This is a genomic window from Flavobacterium sp. MMLR14_040 (assembly GCF_033657265.1).
Classification (GTDB): domain Bacteria; phylum Bacteroidota; class Bacteroidia; order Flavobacteriales; family Flavobacteriaceae; genus Flavobacterium.
Map to the genome: position 1 here is coordinate 15,872 of NZ_JAWVWO010000004.1, position 15,360 is coordinate 31,231.

The 15,360-nt window shown below is 34.7% G+C and carries 12 protein-coding genes; 4 read left to right on the top strand and 8 right to left on the bottom strand.

Annotated features, from left to right (window positions below; translation table 11 throughout):
- From purT to SD960_RS07365, 4 genes are all read right to left on the bottom strand, one after another.
- On the bottom strand, positions 1-1,161 hold the full coding sequence (gene purT / locus SD960_RS07350) for a formate-dependent phosphoribosylglycinamide formyltransferase (protein WP_318801891.1): 1,161 nt from the start codon (positions 1,159-1,161) through the stop codon (positions 1-3).
- A 417-nt stretch (positions 1,162-1,578) separates the two neighbouring features.
- Positions 1,579-3,453, bottom strand: coding sequence for a U32 family peptidase (locus SD960_RS07355; RefSeq protein WP_318801893.1), 1,875 nt, complete (start codon positions 3,451-3,453; stop codon positions 1,579-1,581).
- A gap of 472 nt (positions 3,454-3,925) precedes the next feature.
- A complete protein-coding gene (locus SD960_RS07360) occupies positions 3,926-4,588 on the bottom strand; it encodes an HNH endonuclease signature motif containing protein (protein ID WP_318801895.1) in 663 nt (220 codons plus the stop codon).
- A 112-nt stretch (positions 4,589-4,700) separates the two neighbouring features.
- Positions 4,701-5,156 carry a PA2169 family four-helix-bundle protein gene (locus SD960_RS07365; protein ID WP_318801897.1) on the bottom strand — a complete coding sequence of 152 codons (456 nt, stop codon included), beginning with the start codon at positions 5,154-5,156 and terminating at the stop codon, positions 4,701-4,703.
- Positions 5,157-5,514: 358 nt separating this feature from the next.
- On the opposite strand from SD960_RS07365, the gene SD960_RS07370 reads away from it, so the two are divergent.
- On the top strand, positions 5,515-6,573 hold the full coding sequence (locus SD960_RS07370; protein WP_318801899.1) for a serine hydrolase domain-containing protein: 1,059 nt from the start codon (positions 5,515-5,517) through the stop codon (positions 6,571-6,573).
- Between the two features lie 53 nt (positions 6,574-6,626).
- Here SD960_RS07370 and SD960_RS07375 read toward each other — a convergent pair whose 3' ends face one another.
- Both SD960_RS07375 and SD960_RS07380 read right to left on the bottom strand, forming a co-directional pair.
- The gene (locus SD960_RS07375; protein WP_318801901.1) at positions 6,627-7,817 is read right to left on the bottom strand and encodes a pyridoxal phosphate-dependent aminotransferase; all 1,191 of its coding nucleotides are present in this window, start codon (positions 7,815-7,817) and stop codon (positions 6,627-6,629) included.
- A gap of 70 nt (positions 7,818-7,887) precedes the next feature.
- Positions 7,888-8,982: an acyl-CoA desaturase gene (locus SD960_RS07380; RefSeq protein WP_318801902.1), complete on the bottom strand. Its 1,095-nt coding sequence runs from the start codon at positions 8,980-8,982 to the stop codon at positions 7,888-7,890.
- A 107-nt stretch (positions 8,983-9,089) separates the two neighbouring features.
- Here SD960_RS07380 and rsmG point away from each other — a divergent pair, with 107 nt between their 5' ends.
- Positions 9,090-9,719, top strand: coding sequence for a 16S rRNA (guanine(527)-N(7))-methyltransferase RsmG (gene rsmG / locus SD960_RS07385; RefSeq protein WP_318801904.1), 630 nt, complete (start codon positions 9,090-9,092; stop codon positions 9,717-9,719).
- Positions 9,720-9,822: 103 nt separating this feature from the next.
- Here the strand turns inward: rsmG and SD960_RS07390 are convergent, their stop codons facing one another.
- Together SD960_RS07390 and pruA are read right to left on the bottom strand one after the other, a co-directional pair.
- On the bottom strand, positions 9,823-10,554 hold the full coding sequence (locus tag SD960_RS07390) for a hypothetical protein (RefSeq protein WP_318801906.1): 732 nt from the start codon (positions 10,552-10,554) through the stop codon (positions 9,823-9,825).
- 297 nt (positions 10,555-10,851) lie between these two features.
- Positions 10,852-12,477 carry an L-glutamate gamma-semialdehyde dehydrogenase gene (gene pruA, locus SD960_RS07395; protein WP_318801908.1) on the bottom strand — a complete coding sequence of 542 codons (1,626 nt, stop codon included), beginning with the start codon at positions 12,475-12,477 and terminating at the stop codon, positions 10,852-10,854.
- Between the two features lie 200 nt (positions 12,478-12,677).
- Between pruA and SD960_RS07400 the strand changes: the two genes are divergently transcribed.
- Positions 12,678-13,709 carry a ligase-associated DNA damage response exonuclease gene (locus SD960_RS07400; RefSeq protein ID WP_318801911.1) on the top strand — a complete coding sequence of 344 codons (1,032 nt, stop codon included), beginning with the start codon at positions 12,678-12,680 and terminating at the stop codon, positions 13,707-13,709.
- A complete protein-coding gene (locus SD960_RS07405; RefSeq protein WP_318801913.1) occupies positions 13,706-15,307 on the top strand; it encodes an ATP-dependent DNA ligase in 1,602 nt (533 codons plus the stop codon). The genes SD960_RS07400 and SD960_RS07405 overlap by 4 nt, the downstream gene beginning before the upstream one ends.
- The last annotated feature ends 53 nt before the right edge of the window (positions 15,308-15,360 follow it).

Here is a 15,360-nt window from a genome sequence, read left to right on the forward strand (position 1 = left end):
TTAAGAATTTACAGTTATAAGTTTTGCCGTTTTTTTTGCTCTTTCTACGATTTCTTCAATTGGGGTTGCTAATGAATCGTTGCTTAAAACAACTCCCATTCTGCGGTATGGTCGTGAAGTTGGTTTACCAAAAATCCTGAAATCAGTTTTAGGCAATGCTGCTACTTTTTCAATTCCGGTAAAAGTTGGATTTGCAGAATCTTCAGAAGCTAGAATTACAGCACTGGCTCCGGCTTTTTCTAAAGTAATTTCGAAAATAAGCAAACTTAAAATCGCACGCAAATGCAATTCGAATTCGTTGAAGTTTTGAGTTCCGGCCAAAGTTACCATTCCTGTATCGTGTGGGCGAGGAGAAAGTTCTGAGAAATAAACACCCTCGTTAGTCAGGAAAAATTCAACACCAAAAAGTCCAGCTCCGCCAAGTGCTTCTGTAATTTTTTCTGCCATATCCTGAGCTTCGTATAAGTCTTTTTCTGAAACTAAAGCAGGTTGCCAGCTTTCCTGATAATCACCACGTTCCTGTCTGTGACCAATTGGAGCGCAAAATAAAGTTGGATTATTATTTTGAGTAATAGTCAAAAGGGTAATTTCTGAATGAAAATCAACAAAAGCTTCTACAATAACTTCGATAACATCTCCACGAGAACCTGCTACGGCATATTGCCATGCTTTTTCGATATCACTTTCAGTTTTAATTGTTGATTGTCCTTTTCCAGATGAAGACATTAAAGGTTTTACCACACACGGGATTCCAACTTCCTGAACTGCTTTTTGCAATTCTTCTGCCGAAGTTGCGTATTGATATTGGGCTGTTTTTAAACCTAATTCTTTTGCTGCCAAATCACGAATAGCTTTACGATTCATGGTAAAGTTGGCTGCTTTCGCAGAAGGAACAACCGTTATTCCTTGTTTTTCGTAATCATAAAAACGTTCTGTGCGAATGGCTTCTATTTCTGGAACTATAAAATCTGGTTTGTGTTTGGCTACAATTCGGTCAAGAGCTTCTCCGTCGAGCATGTTGATGACTTCAAAACCGTGAGCAACCTGCATTGCGGGAGCATTTTCGTAACTGTCAACTGCAATTATAATTTGTCCGATTCGTTGAGCGGCAATGACAAATTCTTTGCCTAATTCACCTGAACCGAGGAGTAGTATTTTCATAGGGGAAAGTTTGAATTTTGGAATAGTAAAAGTAGGAAAAAATGTTTTTAACCGCAAAGTTCTATTTAGATGTCTTAATGTAGGTGTACACCGCAGTGCGTCTATGTAATCTATATTTGCAAAGAATTACATAAAGATCGCAAAGAATTTCACACAGATTTTGGACATTCAACAGATTTAATTTAATTGGAATTTGATTTTTAAATTATAAAAGTGACCGTGTAGTTTGTCATTCCGAGGAACGAGGAATCTCCGCAAGTAACTCCGTTCCAATAAGCCAATCTTTGTAGAGCTACTCGCGGAGATTCCTCGTAATGACAAGATTGGTGAAATGTAGAAAAAAAGGCTCGCAAAGATTTAAAATAAACCTTTGCGAACCTTGCGTAAATTCTTTGCGAACCTTGCGGTTAAATATTCTTAATGAAAATGATCTTCTTCGATTTCAAATTCGGCGTCTTTTTCCCAGATTTCCATTTCACAGGGTTTGCAGTTGAATTTTAGTTTGTATTCAAGCTCGCCTTGTTTTAAAACCAATGGTTCTTTTACTTTAACACCCATGATGTCTTTTTGGTGTATTGGGCATTTTTTCAATTCGTATTTAATGCAGTATTTAGTTGTCATTACACGAGATTTTCCCGGATCCCATTGCAATTCGAATGCTTTTTCGATTTCAGTTACACCGTGACGTTCGTAGAATTTACGAGCCGTTTTGTTCGAAACATTGTACATGAAATCTAATTTGGTTTCAGGATACGGATGTGATGTTTTTACCAATTGGTGTTCTTCACGTTTGTAATTTTTCAAACGAATTTCAGTTAACTGATCGTAAACAGATCTTCTCATTTCGTTGATTTTTGAAATAGGAAGGAACCAGTTTTGAGAAAACATTACATTAATTTCATTAGCTGTATAAGGTGTAAAACCTGTTTTTGCCAATTGCGTTTTGATGTTTTCTTCTATTGATTCGCCAGTTTTAGTCTGTTCTTTTGAATGCTCTAAATTTACGATGCTAACGTTTCCGTCTTCATCGGTTGCGATTAATTCAAAACTGGTTTCATTTTCTGTAAGTAATAAAGTCGTGCTGATTTTTCGAACCGCACTATCTTCTCTTTCTACAATTTTGATAAAAGCAGCGTCGTTATTTCTGTAGATGAAAGTTCCGTCTTTAATTTCTTTTAAAACGTTTGGATAAATTTTTCCGTTTTCGGCTTTGTTGACATAAATTCCGTCAGCTTCGTTATTTTCGTTGATGAAGCAAAGTCCGTCACCATTGTTTAAAAATTCACCGTTTTCGATTTCGTAGGCGTTTCCAACAGTTCTGATTAGTTTACCAATATATTGTCCTTTTGATTTTGGGCTTTCCCAAGATCCAATACTATGATTTCTGTCGTTTACAAAATAGTCCGTATAGCCACGGTTGAAAGTTCTGCTTAGAGAAGAATCAAAAGTATAGGTGCAAGTTCCTGATGAAGCTTTCATGTATTTGTCGCTTCCTTCGCCTTCTAAGAAACTATCTAATTTTTGACGTAAAAACGATACGTTGTTTTTTACATAAACAACATCTTTTAATCTTCCTTCAATTTTAAAAGAAACGATTCCAGCTTCAATTAAATTCGGAATCTGATCTGAAATATCTAAATCTTTAATAGAAAGTAAGTGACTGTTTTTAATTAAAGTTTCTCCATTTCCGTCGATTAAGTTATAAGGTAAACGGCAGTTTTGGGCGCAAGAACCACGATTGGCGCTGCGTTCTCCATTGGCCACACTCATATAACAGTTTCCACTGAAAGAAACACATAAAGCTCCGGTTACAAAAAATTCTAATTCAACATCAGCCTTGTCATAGATTTCTTTAATCTGATGCAAATTCAATTCGCGGGCTAAAACCACACGTTTGATTCCGGCATCTTTAAGGAATTTGATTTTATCGGCGTCACGATTGTTGGCTTGTGTGCTGGCGTGAAGGACGATAGGAGGTAAGTCCATTTCCATAATCGCCATATCCTGAATAATCAGGGCATCAACACCAATTTCGTATAATTCCCAAATCATTGAGCGACACGTTTCCAGTTCGTTGTCGTACAAAATGGTATTCATTACTACAAAAACCTGAGCATTAAATAAATGCGCATATTGTACCAAAGCGGCAACATCTTCTATAGAGTTGTTGGCATTTGACCTTGCGCCAAATTGCGGCGCACCAATATAAACTGCATCGGCGCCACTATTAATGGCGGCCATTCCTCCAATTAAATCTTTAGCAGGAGCTAATATTTCAATTTTCTTCTTCATTTTTAGAACTTTAAGCTTTTGTGGTATTCACGGAAAAAAGTGTGCAAAGTTCTTATAAATATTTTGAGTTTGCTAATGCTGAAGGGACTTTTTTTGAAATAGTTAACTAATATGGAATGATGATAGGTAAGATGGTTTGAATTTTGTTGATATAACAAGTATGTTAATCAAACAAGGAACTTACACCTGCGGCGATTAGCATAAAGATAAAAATTATGATAAAAAAGGAATCATATTTACTTCTATCTTTTAGACCAGGTGTTTTTCTGCCTATGTCTGAAAATTTGTAAGCGAATCGGATTCCCAAAATTAATATTATTACACCTATAATTTTCCCCATGGAATTAAAGATTTTTTTGTTACTAATCAGTCGGAAAAGAAAATTCCGCTGTAAAAATTCTGGAAGTTGTTTGGCAGATCTTAATACAAAACTCCACTATAACATATTACACTAAGCGATAAATTGATATTTTTATTTTTTAGTATATGTTTTATTCCCATTTGCATTAATATAATATGTGCCTCCTCTTGGTCCAATTTGAATATCTCTCGATGATGTAGTTGGATTTGAAGAAGGTGAATAAGATGAAGTAGGATAGTAATCTGATGAAGAGTTTAATGAGTTGGAATATGATGTTGAACTTTTTTTTACATAACTCTTTTTACCAAAACTATTTACTGAATATTCATCTCCTGATACTTCTTTATAAATTAATGATCCATCTGTATCAGTTCTTGAATAATTCGCAGTTATTATTTGTGGATCATACAAATCATTAGAAGTCGAATTTTGAGTTGAAGATTTTGTAGATGAAAATGCATATCCTCGATTTCCTCGTTCTTTTGCTGTTTTTTGTTTATGCTGTTCTATGGTTAACAATTGCATATTGTAAGGCTCGTCAGTTCCACCTTCACTTAATGGAATAATATGATCAATTTGATAGCCTTTTGGTGTTGCTTTATATCCTTGTGAATTTAAAAATATTTTTTTATTTGTCTCGCTTCTTTTTACAACTGGTTTGCCAGTAGTTGAATAGTATTGATTGTAAATATATTCAGTTGAACCAATTTTATATGTTTCCTGACTGTAACTAATTGATGTTAGAAAAATTAAAGTAAGTAATATTTTTTTCATAGTTTTTATAGTTTGATCAAATGTAGTTTTTTTCACGAATTGTTAGCTAAAAAAAAACCTCCTCAACTTTATTTTAAGTTGAGGAGGTTTTCAGAACAAATATCTTTAAAGATTAATTCGATTTCATTTTGATTCTATCTAATGTAGATTGAATACTGTTTAATTGTTTTGAAACAATTGCAATCTGACTTCCGTCTAATTCGTTTTTTTCCAGAGCCATTTTGTATTTTTCAATAGCAGCTTCTTCACCTGTAACGCAAGCATTAATAATTGCTTCTGTATCTCCACCTGTAAAAGATGATTTAATATCAATCCAGGTACGGTGTAAAGCTCCTAATGGTCCACCGCCTGAAGTATCGGTTGATTTTCCTAATCTGTTGATTTCATCTTGTAATTCAACAATAAATAAGGCTCTTTCACGGGCATAATCCAAAAATTCGGCTTTGATTGCGTGATTTTCTACGTGTTCTGCGGCGTTTGTATAACCCAGTTTTCCATCTTCCAAAATAGAAATTAATCCGTTTAATGTACTTACTGCTTCTGTCGTTGTTTCATCTGTATGTGTCATGACTTTAATTTTAAATTAATGTATAATACAAAGTTGGGATTTTATAAAGCCTTATGTCTTATAGAATTACATACAGTGTTTATAAGATTGTGGAATGGAAATTTTGAAAGTAAAATTTATTTCTCAAGCAGATTTAGCAGATTTAATTTAATTTTAAAAACTAAAATTTTTTGTTACAGTTTGCGTGAGGATAGCAACGGAAAGCCCAAAGCCTGACGAAGGAAATGCTAGGACTTGCAGCGAATAGCCCGATTCGCTGCGGCGAAACACGCCCAAAATATTTAAGTGCAATTTGTTTTTGTAACCAACCTAATGTTGATGTCGTCAAAAGTAGATCAATCATTAATTAATAGTAAAAATGAAATCAATTTTTAAAGTGTACATGTTGTTTTTTCTAATATTTTATTCTGCAGCTTTTAGCCAAAATTTAGAATCTAAAATAGATAAGCTGGTAAACGAGAAATTTAAACCAGACGGTCCTGGAGCTGTTTTTTTAGTTTCTAAAAAAGGAAAAGTGGTTTACAGGAAAGCCGTTGGAGAGGCAAATTTAGAAATGAATATTAAAATGCAGCCTGAGTTTGTTTTTGAAATTGGATCTATGACTAAACAATTCACGGCTGTTTCTATCTTAATGCTGGTAGAACAAGGCAGGATTAAGCTGGATGATGATATCACGAAATTTATTCCGGATTATCCAACCAACGGAAATGTTATTACAATACATCATTTATTGACACACACTTCTGGAATTAAAGATTTTACGAGTATGAAAACTATTAAAAATATTGCCAGAGAAGATTTGTCTCCAAAAGAATTAATTGATTTTTTTAAAAATGAACCCATCGATTTTAAACCCGGAGAACAGTTTAAGTATTGTAATTCAGGATATGTTGTTTTAGGATATATTATCGAAATTGTGTCGGGTCAGACTTATGAAGATTTTATACGAAATCATATTTTCGAAAAAATCGAGATGAACAACAGTTACTACGCAAGCCACGATAAAATAATAAAAAACAGAGTTTCCGGTTATCGTAACAGGGATGGATTGGTGAATGCAAATTATATTAGTTTTTCGATACCATATGCTTCAGGTTCAATTATATCTAATGTAGATGATATGTTAAAGTGGCAAAATGCAATTGATTCTGATAAATTAATTAGTTCAAAAAGCGCCGAAAAAGCGTTTACAAATTATACGTTAAACGATGGCAGTAAAATTGATTATGGATATGGGTGGCATATAAAAGATTTAAATAGAAAATTGGTACGTGAGCACGGTGGGAGTATTTTCGGTTTTAAATCAATGGGAGTTTATGAACCTAATGAACAGGTTTATGTAATAGGATTGAGCAATTGTGATTGTAATTCGCCAACTGCGCTTACAAGAGATATTGCCGCTTTAGTATTGCAATGACGGGAATAAAAAAAGGGTGCTATAAGCACCCTTTTAGTAGAATTAATATGGTTTTACACAGTCAAAGCTTCTTTGATTCTGCGTAAAGCTTCTTTTAATATATCATTACTTGTTGCGTAAGAGAAACGGATACAGTTTGGATTTCCAAAAGCGTCACCAGTTACGGTTGCTACGTTTGCTTCGCCTAAAAGATACATTGATAAATCGTTGGCATCCTTAATCTCTGTTCCTTTTAAAGTTTTTCCGAAGAAAGAAGAAACGTCTGGGAAAACATAAAATGCTCCTTCCGGAACGTTGATTTTTACTCCGGGAATTTCTTTTAATAACCCAACAACCAAATCTCTGCGTTCGTGGAAAGCCTTAACCATGTGGTTTAATACGCTAGGATCTGCATCAACAGCCGTAATTGTAGCACGCTGCGCAACAGAATTTGCTCCTGAAGTTACTTGTCCCTGAATTTTTGTACATGCTTTTGCAATGAATTCCGGTGCACCTATGTAACCAATTCTGTATCCTGTCATAGCAAATGCTTTTGCAACTCCGTTTACAGTAATTGTTCTTTCAAACATTCCAGGAATTGAACCGATACTGCAGAAAGTTCCTGAGAAATTGATGTGCTCATAAATTTCATCGGCAACCACATATATATTTGGGTGTTTTTCTAACACTTTTGCAAGAGCTGTTAACTCTTCTCTGCTGTACACAGATCCAGATGGGTTACAAGGAGAACTGAACCACATCATTTTTGTTTTTGGTGTAATGGCAGCTTCTAATTGTGCTGGTGTAATTTTAAAATCAGTATCTACAGACGTTGGAACTTCAACAGGAACTCCGCCAGACAATTTTACAATTTCGAAATAAGAAACCCAATAAGGTGCTGGTAAAATAACCTCGTCACCATCATTTAACATCACTTGTGCAATATTATATAAAGATTGTTTTGCTCCTGTCGAAACTACAATTTGAGTTGGTTTATAATCTAAATCATTATCTCTTTTGAATTTTCTGCAAATAGCCTCTCTCAATTCTAAATAACCTTCTACCGGAGAATATGTGCTGTAATTTTCGTCAACTGCTTTTTTAACAGCTTCTTTAATAAAATCTGGTGTATTAAAGTCTGGCTCACCTAAACTTAAACTGATAATGTCTTTTCCCTGCGATTTTAATTCACGTGCTAAAGCAGCCATTGCTAAGGTTTGTGATGTCGCTAAGTTGTTAATTCTGTCTGAAAGAATATGATTCATTATAAAAATTTTGAATGTCCTTAATTTCAACTTAATTAAGGATGGTTAATTATTAATAGATTTTTGATTTTTATGCTAGTTCCGGTTTCATTCCAAGATCTTTTAAGTGCTTGTAATGTGCTATAACAGCTCCTCTCATGGTTCTGAATTCATGATAAGGCAAGTTGCATTCTTTTGCGGTTTCTTTTACAATTTCAGCAATTTTTCCGTAGTGAATGTGACTGATATTCGGAAAAATATGATGCTCTATCTGATGATTTAACCCTCCGGTAAACCAGTTGATTATTTTGTTTTTTGGAGCAAAATTAGCCGTTGTGTATAATTGGTGAATGGCCCATGTGTTTTCCATTTCGCCGTTTTCATTTGGAACCGGATTTGAAGTTTCTTCAATTACGTGTGCCAATTGAAAAACAATACTTAAAATTAATCCGGCAACATAATGCATGACGAAAAAGCCAATAACAACTTTCCACCATGTTACACCTAAAACCATTGGTAAAACCATCCAGATTAAAACATAAATTATTTTAGTGATCACTAAAACGGTCCATAATTTAGCCGGACTTTGTGGTGTTCCGTATGATAATTTTCTTTTCAGATAGTTTTTCATTTGTTTAAAATCGGTTGTTAAAGCCCAATTAAAAGTCAAAAGTCCGTATAAGAAAAAAGAATAATAATGTTGAAATTTATGAAATTTATGCCATTCAGCATTTTTTGTAAAACGAATAATTCTTCCCGCATCAAGATCTTCATCATGACCGTGAATATTAGTATAAGTATGATGAAGTACATTGTGTTGTACTTGCCAGTTGTGTACATTTCCGGCTAAAACATAAATGCTTCCACCCATAATTTTGTTGATCCAGGATTTAGAAGAGTAAGATCCATGATTTCCATCGTGCATTACGTTCATACCAATTCCGGCCATTCCAACTCCCATAAGAATGTTTAGTAACAATTGTGCCCAAAAAGGCATGTTAAGAGTTAAGATCAAAAAGTATGGCGTTAAAAATACGGCAAACAAAATAACGGCTTTTAAGTGCAGCTTCCAGTTTCCGGTTTTCTGAATGTTGTTCTCTTTGAAGTAATTGTTTACTCGTGAGTTAAGTGTTCTGAAGAACTTCAGATTGTCTTGCTTAGCAAATGTAGGCGCAGTGTTATTCATAATTAATTTAAATAGTTTTCAAAGGTAATTATTATAAATTTTCAATTTGCAAAATTGAGTTAAATATTTCAATCGTAAAGTAGTACTTTTGTTAAAAAATTAGAGCAATGGATGAGATATTGAAATATTTTCCTGATTTGACCGACATTCAAATCGAACAATTTCAAAAATTAGACTTTTTATATCACGATTGGAATGAAAAAATCAATGTTATTTCACGTAAAGACATTGATGCTTTATATACAAAACATATTTTGCATTCGCTTGGAATTGCAAAAATTATGAACTTTGAACCTGGAGCAACTGTTCTTGATGTTGGAACCGGAGGTGGATTTCCAGGGATCCCGTTAGCGATTCTTTTTCCTGAAACCCGTTTTTATTTAATTGATGTTATTGCCAAGAAAATAAAAGTCGTTCAGGGCGTTGTTGATGCTTTGGAACTAAAAAATGTAAAAGCTGAACAAAAACGTGCCGAATTGGTAAAGGGAGATTTTGATTTTATTGTAAGTCGTGCCGTTACAAATATGCCGGATTTTGTTTCGTGGATTAAGGATAAAATTAAAAAGCAGCATAAGCATACATTAAAAAACGGAATTTTATATCTTAAAGGTGGAGATTTGGCAGAAGAATTAAAAGATTTCCCAAAAGCAACATTATATGATTTGTCGACTATTTTTGAGGGTGATTTTTTTGAGACTAAAAAAGTCGTGCATTTGCCATTGAAGTTTCAGCCTTAAATTTTTTTTCAAAAGTTTTAGGTTTAAAAACCTTTGAAAATAAATAAACCGAATCTAAATTTTAGATTCGGTTTTTTATTAGATTTCGAAATTAATAATTGTACTAATAAACCATTTCTTCGATTTGCAAAAATGAATTTCTTTTTTGATCTACATGATCTATAAACTCATTAAGAGATTGTGTTGCTGCTTCAGGAGAATATTTATATTTAGGATCGAAGAAAAATTCTCTGCAAATTACAGGCTCATTGGATGAATCATAAATTGCTTCGTCAGTTTCGTCAATATCCTCATCATTATATTGGCAAGGAAACAAACGCGCTAATTCTATTATTGTACTACTAAACCATTTATCGAATACTTTCTTTTTTGGACAAATGTGACGTGCAAGTAAAACTAAACCAACAAGTTCGTTTTGAAGATAGTATGATCCTTTTCTATATCTTACATCTACCATTTTCACATTCATAAGCGCGATCCAGATTGGTCCATTTACAGAGTTTGTTGCAGGAATATTTAAATCTGTATCAAAATCCAAAGGATGAGAATAGTCACGATCGGCTATTGAACACCAAAGTGCTTCGATACGGCTGTCGATATCATTTGCTGCTTTTGTATATCCTGTAAAGCGCCAATTTACCCATTCTAAAAGAGCTGCTGTTAAACCTACAGCAGCTTTCTGGTTAATTTGAGCCAATGCGATTTCAAGTTCTTCATTTCCTTCTAAAGGATCTAATAGTGCGTCAATTTTCTTTTTTGTCCATTTAAAATTAATTGGATGACCAATACATTTTGATTTTACGATGATTTCAGGAACATTTTTTAAATTTTTCATAAGCTTTTTAATTTAGAATTAGTGTCATGTTTTATATCAGTAAAACTATTTTTTCTACTTGTTTCTTAGTGATTTAAAACTTTGACAAAATTATATGTTAGCTTATTTTTAACCTGATCCTATAAGTTTTTTGAATGATAAATTAGGATTTTTCAGGAGTTAAGTAGCTGATTTTTAACAACATAAGAAAAGTACTACAAAATTTACAATTGTTTAAAAATGAGTTGTTTAAAAAAAAGAAACCCACAATTATCAAAAGACAACTGTGGGTTCTATAAATTAGATAATCTAAATGTATTATCCTAAAAACGGATATCTGTAATCTTCAGGAGTTACAAAAGTTTCTTTTATAGTTCTAGGAGAAGCCCAACGTAATAAGTTCAATGCAGAACCTGCTTTATCGTTAGTTCCAGAAGCTCTTGCTCCACCAAAAGGCTGCATTCCTACAACTGCTCCGGTTGGTTTGTCATTGATGTAGAAGTTACCTGCAGCATTTTGCAATTTCGTAGTCGCTACTTCAATAGCATAACGATCCTGACTAAATACAGCTCCTGTTAAAGCGTACTCAGAAGTAGTATCAACTAATTCTAAAGTTTCTTCCCATTTTGCATCTTCATATACGTATATAGTAATAACTGGTCCGAATAATTCGGTTTCCATTGTAGTATATTTTGGATTTGTAGTTACAATAACAGTCGGTTCAATAAAATATCCTACAGATTTATCATAGTTTCCACCAATAATGATTTCAGCGTCAGCATCTTTTTTAGCCTGATCGATATAACTTGCCAGTTTATCAAAAGAACCTTCGTGAATAACTGCTGTAATAAAGTTTCCGAAATCTTCCGGAGAACCCATTTTCATCGATTTTGCATCAGCAATTAATTGTTCTTTTACAGCTGGCCATAAACTTTGTGGAATATAAGCTCTTGAAGCTGCAGAACATTTTTGTCCTTGAAATTCAAATGCTCCACGAGTAATTCCTGTCGCAACTTGTTTTACGTTAGCACTTGGGTGCGCGATGATAAAATCTTTACCACCAGTTTCTCCAACGATTCTTGGGTAAGTTTTATAGTTGTTGATGTTTGCACCAATTTTCGCCCAGATATCTTTAAATACATGAGTAGATCCTGTAAAGTGAACTCCGGCGAAATCACGGCTTGCCAAAACAGTATCTGTAATCATTAAAGCATCTCCAAAAACAACGTTGATAACACCATCAGGGACACCAGCTTCTTTGAAAACATCAATAATAACTTTTGCAGAATAGACCTGGCTGTCACTTGGTTTCCAAATAACAACGTTACCCATCATAGCAGCACTTGCCGGAAGATTTGCAGCAATAGCAGTAAAGTTAAATGGAGTAATCGCGTAAACAAACCCTTCAAGAGGTCTGTATTCTAAACGGTTCCAAACTGTAGAATCAGATTTTGGCTGATCGTTGTAAATCTGAGTCATGAATTCTACGTTGTAACGTAAAAAGTCGATCAATTCGCAAGAAGCATCAATTTCTGCCTGATGAATATTTTTAGATTGTCCGATCATAGTAGCAGCGTTAATACGAGCTCTGTATGGACCTGCAATAAGTTCAGCAGCTTTTAAGAAAATAGCAGCACGTTGTTCCCATGCCATATTTGCCCATGCTTTTCTTGATTCAAGTGCATTGGCAATTGCTTTTTCGATATGTTGTTTTTCAGCTAAATGATAGGTTCCTACGATATGTTTGTGATCGTGAGGTGCTGAGATGGTTTTTGTATTTCCGGTTTTGATTTCTTCACTACCAATGTATAATGGAACATCGATTTTAGAGTTCCACATTGAAGTGTATGCTGCCTGAACAGCTGCTTTTTCTGGTGAGTTCGGTGCGTAACCTTTTACTGGTTCGTTTACCGCTTTTGGTACATGAAAGAATCCTTTTAACATGGGTTGAAAGTATTTAAAATTACGAATTATTTAAATTTTTACAAAAGTACAAAGGATATTTTGATTATATCATAACACAATATTAAAAGTTGTAATTAAATAAACTAATCTGGCGAAATTGTAAAGAGCCTGAATCAATTAATAATTAAATTTGATAGAAATACGCCAGAATATTTGATAATTTCTTAAATGGAAATACTATGAAAGTGCCTCTTTTAGCTTTTAACGATAACGGAATTTATTGCCAGCAGGCCGATGTTTATCTCGATCCCTGGCGACCGGTGAAAAACGCCATTATTACACACGGACATTCTGATCATGCGCGTTGGGGGCATCAAAATTATATTACACATCATACTAATATTCCCATTATTCGACATCGTTTGGGCGAAATAAATGTGACAGGAAAAGACTGGAACGAAACCTTTGTAATCAACAATGTAAAATTCTCGTTTCATCCCGCCGGACATATTATTGGAAGCGCACAAATTCGTGTAGAACATAAAGACGAAGTTTGGGTTTTTACAGGCGATTATAAAGTGGAAGACGACGGAATTTCTGTTCCATATGAAGTGGTGAAATGCCACACTTTCATCACCGAATGTACTTTTGGATTACCCGCTTTTAACTGGACACCGCAAGCCGAAGTTATTACAGAAATCAATAATTGGTGGGCAGAAAATAAAGCAGAAGGAAAAACTTCAATTCTCTTCGGATATTCTTTAGGAAAAGCACAAAGGCTTTTAAAATACTTAGATACAGATCTCGGAACAATATATACGCACGGCGCCATTGAAAATATGACCAAAGTGGTACGTCCTTTAATTGATCTTCCGCCAACAAAGCTGGTGACTTACGAAACTAAAAAAGAAGATTTACTAGGAAACATTGTCCTTGCACCGCCAAGCGCACATGGAAGTACGTGGATTAGAAAAATGACGCCTTTCGTAACAGGTTCTGCAAGTGGCTGGATGGCTTTTCGCGGAGCCAGACGCCGACGCGCGATTGATAAAGGTTTCGTTTTAAGTGATCATTGCGACTGGTATTCTCTTTTGGACAGTATAAAAGCAACAGGCGCAGAAAAAATAATCTGCACACACGGTTATACCGATATTTTCTCCAAATATTTACGAGAATTGGGTTACGATGCCAGAACAGAAAAAACGCAATATGAAGGTGAAACGGCAGAAATGCAAAAAGAAGTTGAAACTCAGAAAGAAATTCAGGAATGAAAAATTTCGCCCAACTCATAAAGACACTTGACAGTTCTAATAAAACAAACGTAAAAGTCGATGCACTGACCTTGTATTTTAAGAATGCATCGCCGGAAGATAAAGTCTGGACGATTGCGATTCTTTCACACCGTCGGCCGCCAAGACCTGTAAATACGACATTATTGCGAATTTGGGCAAATGAACTGGCCAATATTCCGTTATGGCTTTTTGAAGAAAGTTACCATATTGTTGGAGATTTGGCCGAAACGATTGCGCTAATTATTCCAACTACAAAAGAACATTCTGATAAAAGTTTAACAGAATATCTTCAGGAAATTATTGCTTTACGCAAAAAAACAGATGCTGAAAAAAAGGAATATTTACATGAAAACTGGCTGGCACTTAATTATTACGAACGCTTTGTATTTACCAAACTAATTACCGGAAGTTTAAGAATTGGCGTAAGCCAAAAATTAATGACAAGAGCACTTTCTAAAGCTGAAGATGTAGAGGAAGATGCATTGGCGTATAAATTAATGGGAAATTGGGATCCAAATACAATCACGTTTCAGGAATTGATTTTAGACGAACAAAGCAGTGATTATTTATCAAAACCTTATCCGTTTTATCTCGCATATCCAATTGAAGGTGAAGTTGAAAGTTTGGGAAACCCCGAGGATTGGTCAATAGAGCATAAATGGGATGGAATCAGGTCGCAAACCATCATCCGCGAAGGCGAAATTTATGTCTGGTCAAGAGGCGAGGAGTTGGTTACTGATAAATATCCTGAGTTTAAATCTTTTGTTGGTTTAATTCCTAATGGAACCGTAATCGACGCTGAAATTTTGGCTTTTCCAGAAGGCGAAATCGGAACTTTTAATGATTTGCAAACCCGAATAGGACGTAAAACCATTTCAGCAAGCTTACTCGAAAAAGTTCCCGTAATTTTAAAAGCCTACGATATTTTAGAATGGGAAGGGCAGGATATTCGCTATTTGCCTTATGCCGAAAGAAGATTATTATTAGAACAATTATACGATACCATTAAAGATAAAACGGCTTCGTTTCAATTATCAGAAAGAGTTTTGCTCCATTCCTGGGATGATGTGACGGCCGAAAGAATGCGTGCCCGCGAAATGAAAAGCGAAGGTTTGATGCTTAAAAGAAATGATTCTGCCTATTTGGTTGGAAGAAAAAAAGGCGATTGGTGGAAATGGAAAATTGAGCCTTTGGTAATCGATGCCGTTTTAACGTACGCGATGCGAGGACACGGAAGACGGTCTAATTTATTTACTGATTATACTTTTGCTCTTTGGCAGACCAATGACAAAGGCGAAAAAGAATTGGTCACCTTTGCAAAAGCCTATTCTGGTTTAACCGATGCTGAATTCAGAAGAGTCGATGATTTTATAAAGAAAAACACTTTGGAACGTTTTGGACCGGTTCGAAGCGTTACGCCACAATTGGTTTTTGAGATTGGTTTTGAAGGAATTGCACTTTCAAAAAGACATAAAAGCGGTGTGGCAACGCGTTTCCCAAGAATTTTGAGATGGCGACACGATAAAAAAATTGAAGATGCCAATTCGATTGAAGACTTAAAAAGCATGATTTCGTAAAAGGTTCAAAGGAACAAAGTGGCAAAGTTTCGAAGAAAAAACTTTACGAAACA

Excerpts from the sequence above, each read along its gene's own strand:
- purT (WP_318801891.1), bottom strand. The coding sequence starts at position 1,161 with ATGAAAATACTACTCCTCGGTTCAGGTGAATTAGGCAAAGAATTTGTC.
- SD960_RS07355 (WP_318801893.1), bottom strand. The coding sequence starts at position 3,453 with ATGAAGAAGAAAATTGAAATATTAGCTCCTGCTAAAGATTTAATTGGA.
- SD960_RS07360 (WP_318801895.1), bottom strand. The coding sequence starts at position 4,588 with ATGAAAAAAATATTACTTACTTTAATTTTTCTAACATCAATTAGTTAC.
- SD960_RS07365 (WP_318801897.1), bottom strand. The coding sequence starts at position 5,156 with ATGACACATACAGATGAAACAACGACAGAAGCAGTAAGTACATTAAAC.
- SD960_RS07370 (WP_318801899.1), top strand. The coding sequence starts at position 5,515 with ATGAAATCAATTTTTAAAGTGTACATGTTGTTTTTTCTAATATTTTAT.
- SD960_RS07375 (WP_318801901.1), bottom strand. The coding sequence starts at position 7,817 with ATGAATCATATTCTTTCAGACAGAATTAACAACTTAGCGACATCACAA.
- SD960_RS07380 (WP_318801902.1), bottom strand. The coding sequence starts at position 8,982 with ATGAATAACACTGCGCCTACATTTGCTAAGCAAGACAATCTGAAGTTC.
- rsmG (WP_318801904.1), top strand. The coding sequence starts at position 9,090 with ATGGATGAGATATTGAAATATTTTCCTGATTTGACCGACATTCAAATC.
- SD960_RS07390 (WP_318801906.1), bottom strand. The coding sequence starts at position 10,554 with ATGAAAAATTTAAAAAATGTTCCTGAAATCATCGTAAAATCAAAATGT.
- pruA (WP_318801908.1), bottom strand. The coding sequence starts at position 12,477 with ATGTTAAAAGGATTCTTTCATGTACCAAAAGCGGTAAACGAACCAGTA.
- SD960_RS07400 (WP_318801911.1), top strand. The coding sequence starts at position 12,678 with ATGAAAGTGCCTCTTTTAGCTTTTAACGATAACGGAATTTATTGCCAG.
- SD960_RS07405 (WP_318801913.1), top strand. The coding sequence starts at position 13,706 with ATGAAAAATTTCGCCCAACTCATAAAGACACTTGACAGTTCTAATAAA.